Here is a 21,357-nt window from a genome sequence, read left to right as displayed (position 1 = left end):
AAAGCAAAACTCTTAAAAATCTCAGTTAATAATAGGTTAATTTTTTTACTGTAGAATTTAGAATTCCAAATTACAGAAATTATAAAATTCCTATGCAGATTCTTTATATTCCTTTCCCTGAATCGGAGGTAGGGGAATTACGTCAGATGGCAGAACAATGGAAAAAAAATTTAAAAACCAACTTCAATGAAAGCATTCAGATTTTATGCTATCAAGAGGAGTTTGACGAGGGCAGTTTGCAAGAGTTGCAAATCTATATTCTTGGACATGGATTTACAGATAGTCCTGATTTACGGATAACCAATATTTCAAATGTAAGTTCACCTCTGTGCAAAATCATTGATCCTGAAACTGTGGCTTCTCGCTTTCAGGAAGATTTTATGATAGTTAACTCCCAAATTAAAACGGTTCACTTATATGTTTGCGGTACAGAAAGCAAAAATAAACAGTTAGCAGAAACCTTTCAAAAATATTTATGCCGCCAGGATTTTCCCAGCATTCATTTTTATTCAGGTTCTGTAAGTATTCCGGATGATCATGGAAATGCCTGGTCATTTTCCAATGGAAATCCCTCTCCTCTTTTTACCAAAGCAAATTTAATACGTAAAACTTTAACCACTGAAACGCACGATCATGAAGATCACAAAAAACCGGTTAAACAAAAATTAACCACTGAAGATTTCAGGAAGAAAAATCTCCATCGGTTTTGGAAAATAAACAAAGAAAACAGAGCAAAGGCCATTCTCAAAATACGAGAAGAAAATTCTTTATATCACGCTCTAACTCAATAAAGCTGAGCCTCATTTTATCTTCGAGAAAAGCCAGGTACTTTGAGCCTGGCAAAATTAAATTTTTCTTAGTATCATGATTTTAGATTTTCAATACAAGCTTCAATTTACAGGACGTTAAAGCCACATACAACAACCTGATAATATATTAGCTGCTAAGTTGTCAAATTTAATTCGGAGATAAAGGATGCTTAATAAAATAGGTTGTTCCTTCTTATTGTGTGCCATTTTATTCAGTGTAAATGCATATGCAGAAACTCATATCTTAGTGGAAGGAATGACTGTAGAGTATGATTTCCCACCGAATGTCCCACAGACATTGACCAACTCCCTGTTTTGGACCGTTAAAGCCACCTGCAAAATTGACACGCCGGATGTGATTGATGAACTCTTTGCTCTTGGACTAAAAAAGAAAGGTACCGTCAACGGTATAAAACTTTCTGAAAATCAGACCTTAGCCCTTTCTGTTCATTCAGGAGATAAACTAAAAATCAGCGCAGATTCAGGTGCCAGTGTACAAATTACCAATCGAGGGAAAAGCCGTCTAAAGGCCACCTGCAAAACTTGACAGGTAAATTCAAGGATATCATTGCAAGTTTAACAAGATGCCGTAAAAACTCAGCTGCCGGCATTGTCCAATGTGATTTCAGGTTCCGTGAACAATGTTTTTCACGGAGCCTGGATTGATATCATATCTTAATGTTCTCTGGTAGCAGAAAACTGAATTTTTGGGTATCTTTCTTCTGCCATGGTCAGGTTGACTCGTGTCGGCGCTAGATAAATCAACATATCACCACCGTCAATGGCTAGATAATCATAGGCTTTCGTACGAAATTCACTCATTGCCTTTTCATCATCGGAATGTACCCAGCGCGCGCAATTTACATTTACAGACTCATAAACACAATCAACTTTATACTCATGTTTAAGTCTGTGAGTCACAACATCAAACTGCAAAACACCAACTGCTCCAAGAATTAACTGATTACTGTTTAAAGGTCTGAATATCTGAGTAGCCCCCTCTTCCGATAATTCGATAAGTCCTTTTAATAAGGCTTTGCTTTTAAGAGGGTCTTTTAAACGAACCAGACGGAATAATTCTGGCGCAAAATTAGGTATCCCGGTAAATTTCAAAAACTCACCTTGAGTAAAAGTATCCCCAATACGGATTGTACCGTGATTATGTAGACCAATAATATCGCCAGGCAGTGCTTCATCTGCATGTGAACGATCTCCTGCCATAAACGTCAAAGCGCTGGAAATTTGTATTTCCTTACCTAACCGTAAATGATTCAATTTCATACCTTTATTAAAACGGCCAGAGCAAATGCGCATAAAAGCGATACGATCACGGTGCTTGGGATCCATATTTGCCTGAATTTTAAAAACAAATCCAGAAAATTGATTTTCTTCTGGATAAACGCTTCGTTCCTGAGCCTCCCTGGCTTTTGGACCCGGTGCGTGCTCGGCATAATCATCCAATAATTCCTTTATACCAAAATTATTAATGGCTGAGCCGAAATACACCGGGGTTAACTGACCTGTTAAATACTCATCAAGATTAAAGGCATGAGATGCACCTTTCACTAATTCAATTTCTTCACGTAAATCAGAGGCGCTATCACCAATAAGTTCATCTAATTGTGGATTATCCAATCCTTCAATTTTTACAGCATCCTGTTTTTGGCTGTTCTTACCAGGCTGGTAGAGGTAAACAGCATCCTGATGAAGATGATAAATTCCCTTAAATCGTTTTCCCATTCCCACAGGCCAGGTAACAGGGGCACAACGTATGCCTAAAACTGTTTCCACCTCATCAAGCAGTTCTATCGGCTCACGGCCTTCTCTGTCCAGTTTATTAATAAACGTCATGATTGGCGTATCACGCAGACGGCAAACCTCCATTAATTTGACAGTCCTTTCTTCCACACCTTTAGCCACATCAATGACCATAAGTGCTGAATCTACTGCCGTTAACGTTCGATAAGTATCTTCTGAAAAATCCTCATGGCCGGGAGTATCAAGCAAATTCATCACCCGCTGATTATGGGTGAACTGCATAACAGAGGTGGTGACTGAAATGCCTCTTTCCTTTTCCATTTCCATCCAGTCAGAAGTGGCGTGCCGATCGGCTTTACGACCTTTAACGGTTCCAGCCAGTTGTATGGCTCCTCCGAATAATAATAATTTCTCTGTAACGGTTGTTTTACCTGCATCTGGATGGGAGATGATAGCAAAGGTGCGTCTTTTGGAAAAATCCTGATGAAAATCTGACATGAAAACGGCTCTTTAATAAAAAATCAGTATTTTAAGGCAAATAAAACCGACAGACAATTTAACCTTTTGATTGTACAATAAAAGTTAATTTTGTTCAATATCAGCCATCTCACCACTGTATTATTTAGATAAAATAGAGCAAATATAGCGGAAGCGCAAAAAAACCACTGATTTAAAAATAATATTTTCATGTTTTTGCAAAAAAATTGAAAAAACATTTTGTTTATTTTATAGGCAATAAATTATGAACTATAGTTAACTTAATTATGGCATAACCCTTTTTACCAAATCATGTATGATAAAAAAAATCCGGCAAACAATGAATCCTATGCTACCGAGCAAGCCTCAAGCGAGGTACGATTTGATCAACATCTGGTTGAGCAAAACATACTCCATAGATTAATTTTTCTGAATAACAATGATCAACTCAACCTTAAAGCACTATGTGAACAAGCCTTATTGTTCATTCTTTCTCATCCTTTTTTTTCCAATTCTTCTGCTGTTATCTGGCATAAAAAAGGCTCAAACATTGATGTTCTTGCGGAAAATGATTTGCAATCCAGGCTTGAATCATCCTTAAATGATATACAACCGCCAAAAAATAATCGCTTAATTCTGGTTAAAATTCAGTGGGATGAAAATCTCTTAAGTCCTCATGCAAAGAACAGACTCGATATTTTTTTTAACTTATCTGAGGCGTGTTTTTTTTGCTGCAGTATTTGGGTTAATTATTCTCAAAACATCATTAACACTGCATACAGTTTCCTAAACAGTTTTTTTGGTGTGTTTGATCTTTTGCTAGAAAGACTGAAGACATTAAAAGAAAACAGATTATTAAACACGATACTGGAAAAAACAAGTGAGTCCATTGAAATTACAGATCAAAATGCCATCATTCAATATGTCAATCCCGCTTTTGAATATATTACGCAATATAGCGCCAAAGAAGCTATAGGAAACTCGGTTGCCTCTCTTTTACGGGTAAAAGAGGCCAGCCCGGTTTTTTTTGATGATATCAGAAAACAATTAGACAGTGGCAAAACATGGAAGGGTGAAATTCGTTCAAGAAAAAAAGATGGCAGCTTATGGATAGCACAAGCCACCATTGTCCCTCTTATCGATGAAGAAACCCATAAAATTACTCACCATATCGCCATTAAGCAAGACATTTCTGAAGAAATAAAACGAATACATCAATTAAAAATTAATGAACAACGTTATAAAAACATTATGAATGCCGCCTCAGATGCTATTTTTGTCAACGATATCAATGGTGTCATTCTTGAAGCCAATGAAGCTGCCTGCTGTTCTCTCGGTTATACCCATGAAGAGATCAAACGTTTACGTGTCTGGGATATAGAAATTGGTGTCACTTTAGAGCAAATGAATGAGATGTGGGATAACTTACCCGATGAACCTCTAACCCTTGAGGGTATCCATCGAAGAAAAGATGGTTCCACCTTCCCTGTTGAGGTCAGAATTGGAATATTTAATACCTTATATCAGAAAATGGTCATTGCTATTGCAAGAGATATTTCCGAACGCAAAAAAGCCGAGAACAAAATCAGACATCTGGCTTTGGCTATTGAACAAAGCCCTGTACTGATATTAATTACTGATACACTTGGCACGATCGAATATGCATCTGGGAAGCTCACAGAGTTAACAGGCTACACATCCGATGAAATCATCGGTAAGAAGGCTGATGTCCTGAAATCAGGAATGACGCATAAAAATGTTTACAGGAAACTTTGGAACAGTTTGCTTTTAGGTAAAGAATGGCGAGGAGAGCTATTAAATAAAAATAAAATTGGCGATTTGTTCTGGGTATCTGCCATTATCTCACCGTTAAGAAATAATTCAGGCACCATTACCCATTATCTGGCCATTATGGAAGACATCACTCAGCAAAAAAGCTATGAAGAAATGCTTAAACATCAGGCCACTTACGATACCATGACAAACCTACCCAACCGAATCACCGGTCATACAAAACTTGAGCAATCTATCCTCTCGGCAAAAAACAATAAGTCAAAATTAGCTATATTGTTTATTGATCTTGATGAATTCAAACCGATCAACGATTCTTTTGGCCATGCCATCGGTGATTTGCTGTTGCAACAACTTTCGTCCCGTATATTGAATTGTGTTCGCCGTGCAGATACGGTCGCACGACTGGGTGGGGATGAATTTATGATTATTTTAGACAACATTCAACATCCAAAAGACGCTGAGGGCATTGCTAAAAAATGTCTTAAAAGCTGTAGCGAGCCCATTGTTATTGAAGCAAATCAACTCAGTGTGACCGCGAGTATAGGTATTGCCATCTATCCTGATCACGGGAAGGATGCCAAACAGCTCATGCGACATGCCGATACAGCCATGTATAAGGCAAAGGCCGATGGGAAAAACAATTTGCAAATATACAACAACAAAATGGCGGATATGGTTATTAATGAGACATATTTGAAATATGAATTGCAAAATGCCATTCAAAAAAACGAACTTTGTCTGCATTATCAACCCGTCATTGAAGTCAATAATCACACCGTTATCGCCGCTGAAGCTTTATTAAGATGGCATAATCATCATCTTGGATATATTTCTCCCATCCAACTGATTCCATTGGCTGAAGAAACGGATCTCATCATGCCTTTAGGCAACTGGATTCTTGAAACAGCTTGCAGGCACGCCAAATCATGGCAAAAAGCAGGAAAACCTGTAAAAATTGCAGTTAATATTTCTTATTTACAATTAAAACATCCCTCTTTTATTACCCAGATTAAACAGGTATTAAATCGCACGCAATTGAATGCCGAAGATTTAATCCTGGAAATTGCAGAATCTTCTTTAATTGATAATTCACCACAGATTTTAAAACAGCTAAAAAAATTAAATGAAATGAAAGTGAACTGTACTATTGATGACTTCTGTATAGGCTATTCTTCACTGAGTTACATACGTTCTTACCCCTTCAAGGGTTTGAAAATTGATAGATCTTACATTCAAAGTCTCCAGCAAACTTCAAAAAATGATTTCAGTTTAATTCACAGCATTGTATCCATGTCCCGCCAGCTCAAACTGAAAGTCATTGCTAAAGGAGTAGAAACCCTGGAGCAATATCAACTCATACGTGACTTAAATTGTGATTTGGTCCAAGGTTATTATGTAAGCAAAGCCTTAAATGATACCCAGTTTTTGAAATGGCTCAAGATAAATAAATAATAACAACGATTCCATATAAAAATTCCTATAATTCCAAATCAGGAACAATGGTCTCAAAATATTCCGCAACTTTCGCATTTGATGTCTGAGAGAGTTCAGCTGGTTGCCATTTTGGCGATTTGTCTTTATCAATCAGCAAAGCTCTTATACCTTCGTAAAAATCATGATCCCGCATAAAATGATGCACTAAAACATAATCCATTTTCAGGCATTCCGCCAAAGTTAAATCTTTTGCCCGATGAATTTGTTCTAAGGTGACTTTTAAACTTAAAGGCGCTTTTTGCAATAAATCCTGATAAATTCGCTCTGCCTCTTTTGTTCCCGCTTCCCCTAAGGCACTTAAAATTAATTCTACCGTTGCCTTTGAAAAACAAGTATTGATCAAGGACCATTCTTCTTTATTTAAGGTCTTATTTTCCTGAGAAGCAAAAGAAGATTTCAGGCAATCGCTCACCTGCTGGTGTGCATTCATGGATAAATCGCACTGAGCGAGGGTATCCACAAGTAAAGGCATTTGCCTGGAATTAATGACAAATTTTACAAGACCCGCCCCTAAAGCTTGTTTGGCATTAAGCCTATGCCCGGTCAATCCAAGATATACACCCAGATTGTTCGGACAACGCGCCAAAAGATAACTCGCCCCAATATCAGGGAAGAATCCAATCCCTGTTTCCGGCATGGCAAAAACAAAATTTTCACTGGCCACAGGATGAGAGCCATGTAAAGAAATCCCGACTCCACCGCCCATTGTTATTCCATCCATTAGGGAAATATAAGGCTTGGGAAAATGATGGATAAAATGGTTTAAACGGTATTCATGCTCAAAAAATCTCATTTGTTCCGGATGATTCGCCATACCAGCTTCATATAGCCAGCGGACATCTCCTCCTGCACAAAAAGCCTTGCCTGGCTTTGCCTGTAAAACCACAGCTTTAATATCCGGCTCCTGCTGCCAATGTTGCAGTTGTTCCTGCATTAATTTTATCATTGGCAAACTTAAAGCATTTAAAGAAGCCGGCCGATTTAAAGTAATCAGTCCTAATGGCCCTTTTTGTGAAAACAACACATCCTCTGTCATTCTTATTGTCCTTTAAACTCTGCGGAACGTTTCGTTAAAAAAGCCGATACACCCTCATCTTTATCTTTGCTGGCGCAGACCTTGGCAAAATGAACTGCTTCTAAATGCAAAGCCTCCGTGAGAGATAAATCGTAGCCATAATCGATGGATTCCATCACAGCCTGCACAGCTAAAGGAGCCATGGATAATACACCTTTTAATGTTTTTTTGGCTTGGGATAACAAGGTCTCCGGCTCGACAACTTCCGTTACCAATCCCCAGTTTAAAGCCGTTTCAGCATTGATAAAACGAGCAGTAAGGCAAAGATCCAATGCCCGCCCTTTACCAATAAGACGAGCCAAACGTTGTGTTCCTCCATAACCTGGGATCACCCCGAGTTTAACTTCCGGCTGGCCAAACTGAGCAGACGTAGAGGCAATACGCAAGGTAGCTGAAATCGCCAATTCACAACCACCGCCAAAAGCAAAACCATTTACCGCTGCAAGTGATGGTTTACCAAGTGTTTCCAAGTCTCTAAAAACCTGTTGCCCATAACGAGCAAACTCATAACCTGTCTGGGCATTACATTCTGCAAGCCGGTTAATGTCAGCTCCAGCACAAAATGCCTTACCTTGGCCAGTTAAAATCAAACCTTTTACCTCAACGTTTTCTTTTGCTTGCTGAAGAATATGAGTCAATGAATCTAGAACCTCCATATTTAAAGCATTTAATTTCTCGGGGCGATCCAGCGTTAAAGTCAGGATACCGTCGCTATCTAACTCCTGGGTAATATAGGTCATTATCTAACTCCTTATAATATGTCGTATTTTTCATCCAATGTAGCTTTAGCAATAATTTCACGCATAATTTCGTTCGTACCTTCGAGAATTTGATGAACCCTTAGATCCCGGAATATGCGTTCTATTTGATAATCACGCAAATAACCATAGCCACCATGCAGTTGTAATGCTTTATCACTGATTTGAAAAGCTACATCCGTGGCTAAACGTTTAGCCATTGCACAGTATACTGGGGAATGGGGATCAAAATTATCCATTGCCACCGCCGCCCTATAAACCATTAGACGCGCCGCTTCATAGTCGGTCAGCATATCGGCAAAATAAAAACGCAATGCCTGCTTTTCCTTCAACGGCTCTCCAAACTGACAACGGTCACCAAGATAAGACTGGGTTAATTTCAAACACTTAGCAGCGCCCCCTAATGAACAGGCTGCAATATTAACTCGACCTCCGTTTAAGGCATTAAGAGCAATTTTAAAACCCATGCCCTCTTCCCCAATAAGGTTTTCCACAGGAACGCGGCAATTTTCAAAATAAACCATGCATGTGGGTTGACTGTGCCATCCCATTTTTTTTTCTAGCTTACCAAAACTTAAACCCGGTGTGTTTTTCTCTACCAGCAAACAACTAATGCCCTGATATGTTTCATCACCGGTTCGCACCATACATACATACACATCGCTAACACCACCTCCTGAAATAAACGCTTTAGCTCCATTAATGACATATTCATCACCCTCGCGTTTAGCCTGTGATTTTAAAGAGGCGGCATCGGAGCCGGATTCAGGCTCTGTCAGGCAGTAACTGGCAAAGACTTCCATTGAAGTCAGTTTTTTGCCCCATTTCTGACGTAAAGACTCATGGGCATAGCGATCGATAATGGAAGTTACCATGTTATGAATAGAAAGATAAGCGCTTGTACTGACGCAACCGGTAGCAAGTTGTTCAAATATTAAAGAAGAATCAAGACGAGTCAGTTGTGAGCCGCCAATATCTTCACGAGCAACAATTCCAGCCATTCCTAATTCGGCTGCCTCACGTAATACTTCAATGGGGAAATAGCTATTTTCATCCCATTGATCAGCCATTGGAGCCAGTTTATCCCGAGCAAAATTTGCTGCCATTTCACGAAAGGCAATGCTTTCTTCACTGAATTTAAATTCCATGCTTTATCCTTAAAAAGCTTTATTGGGTAAGAACAGCATATAATGTTCAAGAAATCAATAATTAATCATGTCGTTAGCGAATATTATTACAAATGCGCAGCATTTGTACAGATTTAAAAAAAAACAGGCTCCATTAAAAATATTGTTTACGGAGGAATGCCTGGACTCTGGCCTAAAAAATGATATTATTGCGGGTTTCAGGGTGCCTGTGAAAACAAAAACAAGAATAATCACATGGAAACCATTGTGCAATCGGAAACCAAATCACAGAAAGCGCTTGCCATTTTAAAAGAATTTTATGGTTTTGACAGCTTTCGAGCACCGCAAGAAGATATTATTAATGATTTAGTCAATGGACGGGATTTACTGGTTCTCATGCCTACAGGTGGAGGAAAATCCCTTTGCTATCAAATACCGGCATTGATCCTAGAGGGTGTAGCTATTGTTGTTTCACCTTTAATTGCCTTAATGGAAGATCAGGTCACTGCCTTAACCTTACAGGGCATACGTGCAGCCTATTATAATTCCTCATTAAGCAGCGAAGAAGCCAGGAACGTACTTTCCCAGCTCCATAACCACCAGCTGGATTTGCTTTACATTGCGCCGGAACGATTAATGAGCCAGGCTTTTCTTGAGCGATTGGAGAACTGCTGCATTTCTTTATTTGCTATTGATGAAGCTCATTGTATTTCACAATGGGGACATGATTTTCGGCCAGAATATGCTGCACTGGGCAGATTAAAATCCTCTTTTCCTGATGTGCCTGTTATTGCTTTGACAGCCACTGCTGATCAACAGACTCGCCAGGATATTATTCTCAAATTAAATTATCATCCTGTCCGATACGTTGCCTCATTCAACCGTCCCAATATTCATTATCGAGTGATTCTCAAAGCAAATCCTTTCAAACAATTAAACCAGTTTTTACAGCATCAGAACGAGCAATCAGGTATTATATATTGCGGTACGCGAAACACTGTTGAACGTTTGGCAGAAAAACTTCAAAACTCAGGATATAAAGCACGCGCATACCATGCGGGCCTTAGCCATGAAGAACGTCGTGAGGTGCAATCTTTATTCAGGCATGATCACATTGATATTGTCGTTGCAACGCTTGCCTTTGGCATGGGTATTGATAAATCAAATGTGCGTTTTATTGTTCATTATGACTTGCCTAAGAACATTGAAAGCTATTACCAGGAAACCGGACGTGCCGGGCGGGATGGGTTACCTGCGCAGAGCTTACTTCTTTACGACCCGGCAGATAGTGCCAGGTTACGTGCATGGATAACCCAAATTCCGCAAGATGAGCAAAGGCGCATTGAAATCGGTAAATTAAATCATATGATTGCCTTTGCAGAAGCATCCTATTGTCGAAGACAAATATTACTGAGTTATTTTGGTGAAGCAGAGAAGCAAAATTGTAAAAACTGCGATGTTTGCGACCATCCACCGGACACCACAGACGTAACAGAAGAAGCAAGAAAACTACTGTCATGTATTTATAGGCTTCGTCAGAATTATGGCCTAATTTACACCATTGAGGTGTTAAGAGGCAGTACTTCTGATAAAATCATACGAGCAAAACATGATCGCTTAAGCACTTATGGCATTGGAAAGGATAAATCCGTCAAATACTGGAAGCATCTTGCCTGGCAATTGATTCATAAAGAATACTGCATACAGGATTTCAATCAATATCAGGTATTAAAACTAACGCCCAAAGCCATTCCTCTGCTAAAAGGTGAAGAAAAGATTGCTTTAACCATACCAAACAGCGATATAACAAAAGATAAACCCAATAGTAAACAGAAAAAGTCTTTGACATCTTCAGATATGACGCTATTTGAAATCCTGCGCAAGTTGAGGCGTAAACTTGCCGATGAGGAAAATAAACCCTCCTTTATGATTTTCAGCGACGCAAGCTTACATGAAATGGCAAGAGAAAAGCCCACAACGACAACCGCTCTTTTAGCTGTATCCGGAGTTGGTCAACATAAACTAAGCCGTTACGGCCATCATTTTTTAAAGGCCTTAAAAGACTATAGAAGCGAAGAGCAATAGCAATAAAGGTGAATGCTCAGCCCTTCTCGGGAGTAATAGATGATTTATCTAACGGTCGTATTTGAGTTTAGATTGGGCAAAAATAAGACTGGAAAAGCGCCGCATAGATAGCTCTGGACTTCAGCCATTTTTCAAGTAAAGGAAAGCAATAGATTAAAGACCATAGAAGCGCACCGTTATATTTATCAAAGTCGCTGTAAATGACTTAAGAAAATAGAATGGCACGAATTACCGCGGCATCGACCGCGGTATTGTAAGTTACAAAAAATTATATAATGGCCATTAAGAGAGTAGCCCCTTATTGTAAAAATAAAGGGCACGGGCGTGAGCGACCGTCGCGGAATAGGTTTTAACAACCGTCTGGATCAAGGTACTCTAGCCCTGCTCTCGAAACGTTTGAATAGTTGAAAGGACTCTGATTAAAGAACGTCCGCTTACAATCCTAAACAATAAAATTTCGAGGCGCGCATGTCATTATACAGTAATTATATTGGTATCGATATTGGAAAAATTTCTTTTGTTGTAGCGATGTATGGCTCAAAAAAGATATACGAATATGAAAATAATCCGACAGGTATTAAAGCGTTTATAAACGATTTCAAGAGTAAATTAAAATATGCTTTAACTGTATTAGAAACGACAGGCGGTTATGAGATGCAATTATTGCTCACTTTGTGTGAGTCAGGGTTTGCAGTACATCGAGCTAATACACGTAAGGTCAAACGATTTATTCAATCTTATGGCAATGAGGCAAAGACGGATAAACTGGATGCCCTCTCATTGGCTTTATATGGGTATGAGCGAGCACAACGACTAGAACTATTTACTCCTCAATCAACAAAAGCCCTTGCCTTATTTGAGTTGGTGCAGCGTCGTAATGATTTAAAACAAATGCTTGTTGCAGAAAAGAATAGATTAAAAGCTCCTCGCGCGGACATCATCAAAGCGAGCTGTAATGCAATGCTCGAGGTGCTTAATAATCAAATCAAGACCATTACAGATGAAATAAATACCTTGATAGAGGCTGACTCTGTGTTAAGAGAAAAAAAAGCTATTCTAAAAACTATTCCCGGCATAGGGGATATCATTGCTAATGAGCTTCTTGTCTTATTACCAGAATTAGGTTCCTTAACGCGACGTAAAATTGCTTCGCTTGCTGGCCTTGCACCAAAGGCAAATGATAGCGGGCAGTTTAGCGGTTATCGGTGTATTGGTTATGGCAGATGTGGAATTAAGCCCATATTATTCTTAGCTGCCATGGCTGCAAGAAATTCAAATTCTAGCTTAAAATCTTTCTACAATCAGTTAATTTCTTCCGGAAAGAAAAAGATGGTAGCTTTAACTGCTTTAATGCGAAAAATCATTGTTATTGCAAATGCCAGAATAAGAGATTTTAATTCGGGATTATTTTGTGCATGATGATAGATTAATTAAATTTAAAAAACGGTTAAGACATAGTTGATCTATGCGAAACCCCATATGGACCCCGCTATCAAGTAGCGGGGATTCGATCCTTAAAAATAGCTAAAGTCGAGAGATAGCTATGTAAGCATTTTTAAGGCTTATTTTATCCCAACCTGAACCAAATCCGACCATTCAAGGCAGGAGGTTGATCTCTTACTCTCGGGAATCGGCCGTTTGTACTACCGTTAAAGGGGCTGAGCACTTATAATAAAGAAACAAGAAAGAAGTTTCAGCCTCAAATCTTTTCGAAACAACCTATCTTTAAACGAACCTGGTAATATTTAACACTATTAGCATCGATAAATCCGCGTGTCTCAATAACTTCAAACCAATCCAGTTTCTGATGTGTTTCTGCGGCTTTGCTTAAAGCATTGTTAATAGCTGCTTCAATACTTTCTTCAGAGGTGCCTACCAGCTCCAGGATGTTATATACTCTGTTTGTCATAATGATTTCCTTTCTCCAGTTGTTTCTGTGCACGTGCTATAGCCTTTCTCAAGGCAACAGCTTCTTCCGATTGAGGAGGAGCCAGCTTTAACAAACGCTCCCAGTAATCAATCGCACGTTCATAATCATGGCTCAAGAATGAATCCATCGCAAGCATGGCTAAAGCATCAGGCTGCTCGGGATTTTTTTTCAAAATATTATAATAAAGCTCGCGTATTTGCATCGTAAATTGCTGCTGATTCAATCGCCAGAGTCCTTGTGCATAATAAATGGTATAAGAGATCTCCTCAGGCATTAAACGATGAGCTTTAGCGTAGGAATCGACAGCTTCCTGCCATTTACCCTGGGTATCATAAAGACGTCCAAGCAAATACCACCCTTTAGCACTTTCTGGTTTATCGTTTAATTTTGCTTTTAGTTTCTCAGCCAATTGTTCCGGAGTTTTTAAAGTTTGTAGCATTTTTGTGGCCACTTTCTGTTGCTCAGTTTGATAAACATACTGACGCCATTGAGTGAATGATCCCCAGGACCAATAGGCAAACGCAACTGCAAGAGCCATTACCAGCGACAAACACCCACTGAATAGAGGTTGCTTACGCAAAGGATACAGAGCAAGGAACATTGCTGAAATAAAAACAACAACTAAAATTGTAATAGCTAACCACTCACTCATGAGAAATTTCGTCCAGAACAACTGCGCCAGAAAATCAGGAAACCTGACAACAGAAATATCAAGGGTCCAAACCACAATATGGCAGTTACAGGCTTGACCGGGGGCTTAAATAAAATAAAATCACCATAACGCTCGGTTAAATACCCGGTAATCTCACTATCGGTTTTCCCTTTTTTTACCATTTCATAAACTTGTTGGCGCAGATCCTTTGCTAAATCTGCATTGGAATCTGCTAAATCCTGATTCTGACATACCAAACAACGCAAATCCTTAAGTAAATGATGAAACTGTGCTTCTTTTTGAGCAGAATCTAAAGGATATAAATCATTTGTATAGCCAACCTGAGTCTTGAAAAACAAAAAAAATAACAAAAGAAAATTCATAAACTGTCGTATGAGTTTTAACTTCATGAAACCCGCTCCAATTGCCTCATACGTGGCAAAATATCTTTTTTCCAATCTTCTTCAGTCAGTATGCCCACATGTCTGTATTGAATAATGCCTTCTTTATCCACTAAAAATGTTTCAGGAGCTCCATAAACACCTAAGTCGATAGCTAACTTTCCGTCTTTATCCTGAGCCACAATCTCATACGGATTACCCCAGTTTGCAAGCCAGCGTCTGGCATTTTCAGCCTTGTCTTTATAATTTATACCGTATATCGGCACGCCCTCTCTGGAAAGCTTAAGCATAAATACTTGTTCTTCAATACAAGCCGCACACCAACTGGCCCAGACATTCAAAAGAGCCACTTTTTTTTTCAGACTGTCCGGAGTCATTCTTTTGTCGGCATCAAAAAGGAGTGGCAAATTAAAATTCGGTAAAGGTTTTCCTATCTTTGCAGAAGGCAAATATTGAGGGTCTAAAGATAAACCGCGCAAAAAAAACAAACCAAGAGCAATAAACAAAAACAACGGCAAAATACGCCAACCAAATGTTCTCATGCTTCAACCTCTTGATAGTTGCCGCCTTTTACTGAACGTTGAATAAAATATCGCCTGTCAGCAAAAGCTAAAAAGCCTCCGGCCAGAATTAAAAATCCTCCACCCCATATCCATCGCACAAAAGGTTTATAATATATTCTGACTGACCATGATTCTTCCCCTACCGGCTCCCCCAGAGCCACATAAATATCTCTAAAAGGATTCACATCTATAGCAGATTCGGTCATTGGCATCTGCCCTACCGTATAAATTCTTTTCTGCGGATATATCCATTTATATCGGTTTTTATAGTTGACTCGAAAGACAGCCTCTGTACCGGTATAATTAGGGCCTATAAGCTCTTTTTGCTGCTCAAATTTAAGTGTGTAATCTTGTAACTGAACATCGCCGCCAGGCGCTATCACCACATCCTGCTGAACACCGTAACCTGTAGAGACAGCAATACCAATCACCGTTACAGCCACCCCACAATGCGCAATCACCATCCCCCAATAAGCCTGAGAGATGGAGCTTAAACCACCCCTTTGCTGGATACGGCTATAAACTGCTTTTAAAGTCGTTAAAACAATCCAGGCAGCCAATATCAATCCCAGCAGCACGGAAGAATTAAAAGAAGCTGAAGTCAACCACAACAACATTACAGGTATCAGTAAACTGAAAAAGGCCACCCAGTTTAATTCCACCGCCAGTCTTTGCAAGCGATCTTTTTTCCAACGTAAGTTCACACCTAAACCCATGACAAGAAGCATGGGAACCATGAGAGGTACAAAAACAGCGTTAAAATATGGCGCACCTACTGATAATTTTCCTAAGCCCAATCCATCCACCACCAAAGGATAAACAGTGCCCATAAGGATGGTCAGCATCATGACCACCAAAAACACATTATTTAATAGTAAGGCACTTTCTCGAGAAACAAAGGCCGGCTTTTCCACCGTTTGCAAGGATTGAGCTCTCAAGGTAAACAATAATAGTGAACCACCAATAACAACCAGTAAAAAAGCGAGGATAAACAGCCCCCGCTGAGGATCCACAGCAAATGCGTGAACTGAAGTTAACACCCCGGAGCGTACCAGGAAAGTGCCGATTAAACTTAATGAAAAGGCAGCTATAGCCAACAACATGGTCCACGCTTTAAATTGCTGGCGTTGTTCCGTTACAGCTAAAGAATGAATCAATGCAGTACCGGTTAACCATGGCATAAAAGAGGCATTTTCAACCGGATCCCAAAACCACCATCCTCCCCAACCTAATTCCCGATATGCCCACCAACTGCCTAACGTAATACCAGCGGTTAAACAACACCAGGCAGCCAGTGTCCAAGGTCTTGTCCACTTTGCCCAGGAAGCTTCGATTTTGCCTGTCCACAAAGCAGCAATTGCAAAGGCAAAAGCAATGGAAAAGCCCACATAACCCATGTACAGCATAGGAGGATGAAACAAAAAACCAGGGTCTTGCAGAAGAGGATTTAAATCTCGTCCCTGGGCATTTAAAGTCACAAATTGCCTGAGAAACGGATTGGAGGTCAATAATAAAAACAAAAGAAAGCCAATACTTAACCAGCCTAACACCACTAAAACTCGAATACGAATAGCAATGTCTAAAGAAAAACTGCAGAAATTCGCCAAAAGTATCCAGAAACTTAAAATCACTACCCATAACAGCATGGAACCTTCGTGACCGCCCCAAACGGCACAAAGCTTATAAAACCAAGGTAAAGATATACTGGAATTAGCAAGAACATAGTTGACTGAAAAGTCATCCGTTAAAAAACAAAAAGTCAGCGAGCAGTAGGCCAATCCTGTGAAAAAAAACAGGCCAATCACGTACAGAGATGAAGCATTTATCCAGTCTGCTTTTCCCCTGTGTAAGCCGATAAGAGGAACAGAAACCAATAAAACAGCAAACATTAATGCCAGGATTAAGGAAAACAAACCTACTTCAGCTACCATCACTTACCTTTATTCATTAATGCGTCCTTAACTTCCGGTGGCATATAATTTTCATCATGCTTGGCAAGGACTTCTGTTGCCTGGAATTCAGTTTGATTCAATAAGACACCTTCAGCCACAATGCCTTGTCCCTCACGAAAAAGATCCGGCAAAATGCCAATGTAGCGAACATGAAGACTTTTCTTAAAATCGGTGACATCAAATTGTACCTGTAGATCTTTTCCCGAACGAATGACCGTGCCTTTCTGTACCATGCCTCCTACACGAATTTTATGATGGTAAGGCGCTTCACCGGCTGCTATCTGAGAAGGCGTATAAAACAAACTGATATTTTGTCTTAAAGCATACAAAACCAAAGCAGAAACGATGGATATGATAAATGCAATAAACAAAAGCAATGATAACTTACGCTTTCTGACGGCCAGCATATTTTACTGTCTCTTGAACCAATTTTGCAATTTTTTGCGTGTCTGTTTTTTCTGCCATTTTATACCCAGCAAATTCATTACTAGAACGACACAAACCAATCCATAAGCCGGCCAAATATATATGGAGTAACCTCCCATTGCTAACCATTGAAAAAGTTGGCTCATTTTAATCCTCCCTCATAGGTAATTTTTACCCAGGATTGTCGCCTTTCTCGAAACAACAGCTCACAGCGAGCTTTCTGTAAAATAATCCACATACAATATAAAATAAATCCCGTCAGATTTAATAATAATGGATATAACATACTGGCAGCTATCTTCGGCTTGGCAAAAATAGATAATGTAGCACCCTGATGAAGTGTGTTCCACCAATAGACTGAATAATGAATAATCGGTAAATCAATCAAACCCACCAAGGCTAGAATAGCGACCATTTTTTCGGCAGCTTCCTTATTTTTTATCGTCTGATAGGCTGCCAATATGGCTGCATAAAGAAAAAAAAGCACCAGTTCAGAGGTTAACCGAGCATCCCAGACCCACCAGCTTCCCCACATGGGTTTTCCCCAGATACTTCCTGTCACCAGTGCTAAAAAAGCCATGCATAATCCAACCTTTGCCATTTGAATGAGCAAAAGCCCCGCTATTTTTATGCGCCATACCAGCAGAAGAACTGCCAGAAAACCCATCCAAGCATACAAAGCAACAGACAAAAAAGCACTCGGCACATGGATATAAATAATTCGATAAGCGTCACCCTGCTGATAATCGGGAGGTGCGAAGAACAGCCCCCACAACATACCAGAAATAAGGGTTACCAATGCGCCAAAAGCCAACCAGGGACTTGCGCGTCCAGAAATGGAATAAAAGGATTTAGGGGATGCCAATTGATATAAAATCTTCCACATAGGAAACAGCGCGCGATAAAAAAAAGAAATTTTAACATGCATTCATTATTCATGACAATTTATCACGTCTTTTTCAGGGCTGATGCACCTAATTTTTGATCATAAAAGCCCTTCTTTTGCCCACCTGCTGTACTTTATGCACAGCATCCATGCGATGGTGGAGATATTATGGAAGGTCAAACTCCGTTAAATAGCGAGCGAGAGTCATGGGAGGCTTTTGGACTGTTTAAAGCAAGGCATGGTCATTTTCCATTTTTCCTGTCAGCTAATTCCTGCTAATCTGCAAGTCCCACCCGCATCACAGAGGCGATAGCAAAAGGCAAAAATCCTGCTGCAAGCAAGGAAATAGCCGTTAAAATAGCCAGATAAGCAAGAATATCTAATCCTTGCATGGCCATGGTCAATGCCGCACTGCCAAAAATCATCAGTGGTAAGGTCAAAGGCAATAAAATCAAAACAATCAACGCACTGCGCTGGTTTACACCGATACCAAAAACCGAAGCCAAAGCGCAAAGAAATAAAATAGCTGGCGTACCGCAGATAAGACTCAACGCCAAAATGAGCATTTCCTTTAATGACAAGGAAAACAAAACAGCAACCAAAGGGGACAAAAGCAATAAAGGCAGTACATTTATCAACCAATGCACAAGTATTTTTGCCGCTATCAAAAGAGGCAGATTTTCACCAGAAATAAGCCACTGTTCAATAACCCCTTGTTCATAATCCTCCTGAAATATCCTCTCAGAGGAAAGCAAAAAAGATAAAAGCACCGCTATCCATATGATTCCTGGAACAACAGTACGCAGAATAGCTGGCTCTGGTGGTAAGGTTAAAGGAAAAAAAACGATTAACATGACAAAAAACAAACAAACATTAAGGAGTGTTTTTAATTGGCGCAAATGTAACAAAATTTCTCGATGAAACTGTCTTATGAAAAGCTGTATCGAAGTGATCAAATTCTATACTCCTGATAACGGCCAATTTTATCCGGCAACATTTGATGAGAAGTTAAAATCACGATTCCTCCCCGGTCACGATGCTGCCCAATTGCATTCACTAAACAATCAATACCTTGTACATCAAGAGCAACCAAAGGTTCATCAAGCAACCAGATTGCACCTGTGGAAAAAAATAATCTTAACAAACTGACACGGCGTTTTTGTCCTGCAGATAATTGTTCACAAAGCTGGTGGGCATAAGGCTCAAGAGACATCAAAGACAACCATTTATTGAGCGACTGACATCCGGGATTATATTTTAAGTCAAAATATATATTTTCTTTTACCGTTAACAGCGGATTAATGCCTGACTTATGACCAACAAGGCATATATTTTTCTGATACTGCTCAAGCATAGGATGAATGGATTTTCCCCGATAACGAATTTCTCCTTTTATTGGATAGAACAATCCTGCCAAAAGCCGAAGCAAGGTCGTTTTACCCGCCCCGTTTGCACCTCTCAAATGCAGAAGGTCACCGGGTTGGACAGTGAAAGAGACATCTTTCAACAGGGGCATGTCACAATATTCAAATTCAAGCCCTTCAACTTCCAACATGACCATCATCACTTAATAAAAGGGTATTTATTCGTCATAATTTCAAAATCTCAGAACTGACTACGTTCGTAAAAAGCACACAGACTAGCCTGTATCCATAAATAAGACAAGGGTCAAGAGGCTTTCAGGAAAAAATACATTCGCCTTTTTCACTTGCGAAAGGAAGAACTCAAGTTCATAATCATGCTTTTTAAATGATATAGCGGGATAAGTATGGAGTTTCTCAGTCAATACAGCTTGTTTCTTTTGAAATCCATTACCATAGTGATTGCTGTTTTAGCGGTTGTTGGCGGAATTTTTTCCATGAGTCGCAAAAAGAGTAAACAGGATTTGCAGGTTATTAATTTAAGCGAAAAATATGAAAATAACAAACAAAGTTTAGCTAAAGAAATTCATGGTCATAAAGCTAAAAAAAAGAAAGATAAAAGCAAGCGCCATCGTACTCTCTATGTCATTGAATTCTCAGGGGATATCAAGGCTTCTCAAGTTGAGCAACTAAGAGATGAGATCAGCGCGGTTTTATCGGTGGCATGCTCTGATGACGAAGTCGTGATTAAACTTGACAGTCCGGGAGGCGCTGTAAATGGGTATGGATTGGCGGCTTCACAACTTCAGCGCATTCGTGATAAAAACATACCGCTTACTGTCTGCATCGATAAAATGGCTGCCAGCGGGGGCTATCTTATGGCCTGTGTTGCCGATCAAATTGTTGCTGCCCCTTTCGCCATTATCGGTTCCATTGGTGTCGTGGCTCAGATTCCCAATTTTTATCGCTGGCTGCAGAAAAACCATATAGATATTGAGCTCATGACAGCCGGTGAATACAAACGTACGCTAACACTGTTTGCTGAAAATACAGAGAAAGGTCGTAAGAAGTTTCAGGAGGAACTGGAGCAAATCCATCAAACATTCAGAGATTATGTCCATCATCACCGCGAACAATTGGATATTGATAAAGTATCCACAGGTGAGCACTGGCTGGCTAAAGATGCTTTTCAGCTAAGTCTGGTGGATAAGTTATCCACAAGTGATGATTATATCATTCAGAAAATGGATGAATTTAAGGCTTTTGAGATAAAAATAGAAGCAAAACCAAGTTTGATCAATAAGTTGTTAAAGCCAGCGATGAATTTATTACATCCATGGGGATAGTCAATATCCATACCACAGTATTTTTTTAGATAAAGATTGCTGTCGGAAAATTTTGCATAAAAGGTATATAATTAAACACATGAAATTCGTAAGGCAGGGAGAGAAGAATGAGTGATCAAAAATCGAAATTACCTGATTTCAAAGAACTAACTTCAATGACATCCAAATTGTTCAATGATTTAAAAACAAGTGTGAAGGAAATTATTCACGATTATAAAGCAAAGCGTCAGGATGTCAGTGAGCCTGAAGAGTCCGCTGAAAAATCGACGGCAAAAAAAGCAGCGGAACCTAAGGCCGAAGCGCATGAATCAGAAATCCAGACCAGTGTTGATGTTGAGGAAAAACCAGAGGAAAAAACAAAACAAAAAGCAGCCAGCCAGAAATCGGATAAATCTGAAGAATAAACTCTTATTCTGGTTACTCATGTTACACAGTACAATATTTTTTAGAAGCTGAGGCAGGT

General features: G+C 39.5%; 21 protein-coding genes. 7 read left to right on the top strand and 14 right to left on the bottom strand.

What is annotated here, in order from left to right:
• The first annotated feature begins 92 nt into the window (after positions 1–92).
• Entirely contained in the window at positions 93–791 is a 699-nt protein-coding gene (locus E4T55_RS13525) for a hypothetical protein (protein ID WP_058501074.1), read from the top strand.
• Between the two features lie 184 nt (positions 792–975).
• Complete coding sequence (locus E4T55_RS13520; RefSeq protein WP_058501073.1) at positions 976–1,356, top strand: hypothetical protein; 381 nt, start codon at positions 976–978, stop codon at positions 1,354–1,356.
• Between the two features lie 128 nt (positions 1,357–1,484).
• On the opposite strand, the gene E4T55_RS13515 is transcribed toward E4T55_RS13520, so the two are convergent.
• Positions 1,485–3,065, bottom strand: a complete 1,581-nt coding sequence (locus E4T55_RS13515) for a peptide chain release factor 3 (protein WP_058501072.1) — start codon at positions 3,063–3,065, stop codon at positions 1,485–1,487.
• Positions 3,066–3,356: 291 nt separating this feature from the next.
• On the opposite strand from E4T55_RS13515, the gene E4T55_RS13510 reads away from it, so the two are divergent.
• Positions 3,357–6,290: a sensor domain-containing protein gene (locus tag E4T55_RS13510; protein ID WP_082636481.1), complete on the top strand. Its 2,934-nt coding sequence runs from the start codon at positions 3,357–3,359 to the stop codon at positions 6,288–6,290.
• Between the two features lie 25 nt (positions 6,291–6,315).
• On the opposite strand, the gene E4T55_RS13505 is transcribed toward E4T55_RS13510, so the two are convergent.
• From E4T55_RS13505 to E4T55_RS13495, 3 genes are read right to left on the bottom strand one after another with little or no spacing between them, the layout of a single operon-like run.
• Complete coding sequence (locus tag E4T55_RS13505) at positions 6,316–7,368, bottom strand: enoyl-CoA hydratase/isomerase family protein (RefSeq protein WP_058501071.1); 1,053 nt, start codon at positions 7,366–7,368, stop codon at positions 6,316–6,318.
• Between the two features lie 2 nt (positions 7,369–7,370).
• Positions 7,371–8,147, bottom strand: coding sequence for an enoyl-CoA hydratase/isomerase family protein (locus tag E4T55_RS13500; RefSeq protein ID WP_058501070.1), 777 nt, complete (start codon positions 8,145–8,147; stop codon positions 7,371–7,373).
• 11 nt (positions 8,148–8,158) lie between these two features.
• Positions 8,159–9,313: an acyl-CoA dehydrogenase family protein gene (locus E4T55_RS13495; protein WP_058501069.1), complete on the bottom strand. Its 1,155-nt coding sequence runs from the start codon at positions 9,311–9,313 to the stop codon at positions 8,159–8,161.
• Positions 9,314–9,547: 234 nt separating this feature from the next.
• On the opposite strand from E4T55_RS13495, the gene recQ reads away from it, so the two are divergent.
• Together recQ and E4T55_RS13485 are read left to right on the top strand one after the other, a co-directional pair.
• Entirely contained in the window at positions 9,548–11,377 is a 1,830-nt protein-coding gene (gene recQ, locus E4T55_RS13490; protein ID WP_058501068.1) for a DNA helicase RecQ, read from the top strand.
• Between the two features lie 468 nt (positions 11,378–11,845).
• The gene (locus E4T55_RS13485; protein WP_115325220.1) at positions 11,846–12,796 is read left to right on the top strand and encodes an IS110 family RNA-guided transposase; all 951 of its coding nucleotides are present in this window, start codon (positions 11,846–11,848) and stop codon (positions 12,794–12,796) included.
• 280 nt (positions 12,797–13,076) lie between these two features.
• Here E4T55_RS13485 and E4T55_RS13480 read toward each other — a convergent pair whose 3' ends face one another.
• The 10 genes from E4T55_RS13480 to ccmA form a co-directional block, all read right to left on the bottom strand.
• A complete protein-coding gene (locus E4T55_RS13480; RefSeq protein ID WP_058500922.1) occupies positions 13,077–13,286 on the bottom strand; it encodes a dodecin in 210 nt (69 codons plus the stop codon).
• Complete coding sequence (locus E4T55_RS13475) at positions 13,267–13,959, bottom strand: tetratricopeptide repeat protein (protein ID WP_058500923.1); 693 nt, start codon at positions 13,957–13,959, stop codon at positions 13,267–13,269. Before E4T55_RS13475 ends, E4T55_RS13480 begins: the two co-directional genes overlap by 20 nt.
• A complete protein-coding gene (locus E4T55_RS13470; protein WP_058500952.1) occupies positions 13,956–14,342 on the bottom strand; it encodes a cytochrome c-type biogenesis protein in 387 nt (128 codons plus the stop codon). The genes E4T55_RS13475 and E4T55_RS13470 overlap by 4 nt, the downstream gene beginning before the upstream one ends.
• 23 nt (positions 14,343–14,365) lie before the next feature.
• On the bottom strand, positions 14,366–14,902 hold the full coding sequence (locus tag E4T55_RS13465; protein WP_058500924.1) for a DsbE family thiol:disulfide interchange protein: 537 nt from the start codon (positions 14,900–14,902) through the stop codon (positions 14,366–14,368).
• Positions 14,899–16,854, bottom strand: a complete 1,956-nt coding sequence (locus tag E4T55_RS13460; protein ID WP_058500925.1) for a heme lyase CcmF/NrfE family subunit — start codon at positions 16,852–16,854, stop codon at positions 14,899–14,901. Before E4T55_RS13460 ends, E4T55_RS13465 begins: the two co-directional genes overlap by 4 nt.
• The gene (gene ccmE / locus E4T55_RS13455) at positions 16,854–17,282 is read right to left on the bottom strand and encodes a cytochrome c maturation protein CcmE (protein ID WP_058500926.1); all 429 of its coding nucleotides are present in this window, start codon (positions 17,280–17,282) and stop codon (positions 16,854–16,856) included. Before ccmE ends, E4T55_RS13460 begins: the two co-directional genes overlap by 1 nt.
• A gap of 3 nt (positions 17,283–17,285) precedes the next feature.
• On the bottom strand, positions 17,286–17,447 hold the full coding sequence (gene ccmD, locus E4T55_RS13450) for a heme exporter protein CcmD (RefSeq protein WP_058500927.1): 162 nt from the start codon (positions 17,445–17,447) through the stop codon (positions 17,286–17,288).
• Positions 17,444–18,187, bottom strand: coding sequence for a heme ABC transporter permease CcmC (ccmC, locus tag E4T55_RS13445; RefSeq protein WP_058500953.1), 744 nt, complete (start codon positions 18,185–18,187; stop codon positions 17,444–17,446). Before ccmC ends, ccmD begins: the two co-directional genes overlap by 4 nt.
• 275 nt (positions 18,188–18,462) lie before the next feature.
• Entirely contained in the window at positions 18,463–19,143 is a 681-nt protein-coding gene (ccmB, locus tag E4T55_RS13440; protein ID WP_058500928.1) for a heme exporter protein CcmB, read from the bottom strand.
• Complete coding sequence (gene ccmA, locus E4T55_RS13435) at positions 19,140–19,742, bottom strand: cytochrome c biogenesis heme-transporting ATPase CcmA (RefSeq protein ID WP_058500929.1); 603 nt, start codon at positions 19,740–19,742, stop codon at positions 19,140–19,142. The genes ccmB and ccmA overlap by 4 nt, the downstream gene beginning before the upstream one ends.
• A 213-nt stretch (positions 19,743–19,955) precedes the next feature.
• Here ccmA and sohB point away from each other — a divergent pair, with 213 nt between their 5' ends.
• The gene (sohB, locus tag E4T55_RS13430; RefSeq protein ID WP_058500930.1) at positions 19,956–20,894 is read left to right on the top strand and encodes a protease SohB; all 939 of its coding nucleotides are present in this window, start codon (positions 19,956–19,958) and stop codon (positions 20,892–20,894) included.
• A gap of 107 nt (positions 20,895–21,001) precedes the next feature.
• Positions 21,002–21,298: a hypothetical protein gene (locus tag E4T55_RS13425; protein ID WP_058500931.1), complete on the top strand. Its 297-nt coding sequence runs from the start codon at positions 21,002–21,004 to the stop codon at positions 21,296–21,298.
• The last annotated feature ends 59 nt before the right edge of the window (positions 21,299–21,357 follow it).

It is taken from the genome of Legionella israelensis (genome assembly GCF_004571175.1).
In the GTDB taxonomy this organism is placed as follows: Bacteria; Pseudomonadota; Gammaproteobacteria; order Legionellales; family Legionellaceae; genus Legionella_D; species Legionella_D israelensis.
Note: the sequence above shows the minus strand (reverse complement) of the source record. Positions and strands in the feature narration are given on the sequence as shown.

Bases quoted from the DNA above. Each gene is read 5' to 3' on its own strand.
- E4T55_RS13525 (WP_058501074.1), top strand. From the start codon at position 93: ATGCAGATTCTTTATATTCCTTTCCCTGAATCGGAGGTAGGGGAATTA.
- E4T55_RS13520 (WP_058501073.1), top strand. From the start codon at position 976: ATGCTTAATAAAATAGGTTGTTCCTTCTTATTGTGTGCCATTTTATTC.
- E4T55_RS13515 (WP_058501072.1), bottom strand. From the start codon at position 3,065: ATGTCAGATTTTCATCAGGATTTTTCCAAAAGACGCACCTTTGCTATC.
- E4T55_RS13510 (WP_082636481.1), top strand. From the start codon at position 3,357: ATGTATGATAAAAAAAATCCGGCAAACAATGAATCCTATGCTACCGAG.
- E4T55_RS13505 (WP_058501071.1), bottom strand. From the start codon at position 7,368: ATGACAGAGGATGTGTTGTTTTCACAAAAAGGGCCATTAGGACTGATT.
- E4T55_RS13500 (WP_058501070.1), bottom strand. From the start codon at position 8,147: ATGACCTATATTACCCAGGAGTTAGATAGCGACGGTATCCTGACTTTA.
- E4T55_RS13495 (WP_058501069.1), bottom strand. From the start codon at position 9,313: ATGGAATTTAAATTCAGTGAAGAAAGCATTGCCTTTCGTGAAATGGCA.
- recQ (WP_058501068.1), top strand. From the start codon at position 9,548: ATGGAAACCATTGTGCAATCGGAAACCAAATCACAGAAAGCGCTTGCC.
- E4T55_RS13485 (WP_115325220.1), top strand. From the start codon at position 11,846: ATGTCATTATACAGTAATTATATTGGTATCGATATTGGAAAAATTTCT.
- E4T55_RS13480 (WP_058500922.1), bottom strand. From the start codon at position 13,286: ATGACAAACAGAGTATATAACATCCTGGAGCTGGTAGGCACCTCTGAA.
- E4T55_RS13475 (WP_058500923.1), bottom strand. From the start codon at position 13,959: ATGAGTGAGTGGTTAGCTATTACAATTTTAGTTGTTGTTTTTATTTCA.
- E4T55_RS13470 (WP_058500952.1), bottom strand. From the start codon at position 14,342: ATGAATTTTCTTTTGTTATTTTTTTTGTTTTTCAAGACTCAGGTTGGC.
- E4T55_RS13465 (WP_058500924.1), bottom strand. From the start codon at position 14,902: ATGAGAACATTTGGTTGGCGTATTTTGCCGTTGTTTTTGTTTATTGCT.
- E4T55_RS13460 (WP_058500925.1), bottom strand. From the start codon at position 16,854: ATGGTAGCTGAAGTAGGTTTGTTTTCCTTAATCCTGGCATTAATGTTT.
- ccmE (WP_058500926.1), bottom strand. From the start codon at position 17,282: ATGCTGGCCGTCAGAAAGCGTAAGTTATCATTGCTTTTGTTTATTGCA.
- ccmD (WP_058500927.1), bottom strand. From the start codon at position 17,447: ATGAGCCAACTTTTTCAATGGTTAGCAATGGGAGGTTACTCCATATAT.
- ccmC (WP_058500953.1), bottom strand. From the start codon at position 18,187: ATGTGGAAGATTTTATATCAATTGGCATCCCCTAAATCCTTTTATTCC.
- ccmA (WP_058500929.1), bottom strand. From the start codon at position 19,742: ATGTTGGAAGTTGAAGGGCTTGAATTTGAATATTGTGACATGCCCCTG.
- sohB (WP_058500930.1), top strand. From the start codon at position 19,956: ATGGAGTTTCTCAGTCAATACAGCTTGTTTCTTTTGAAATCCATTACC.
- E4T55_RS13425 (WP_058500931.1), top strand. From the start codon at position 21,002: ATGAGTGATCAAAAATCGAAATTACCTGATTTCAAAGAACTAACTTCA.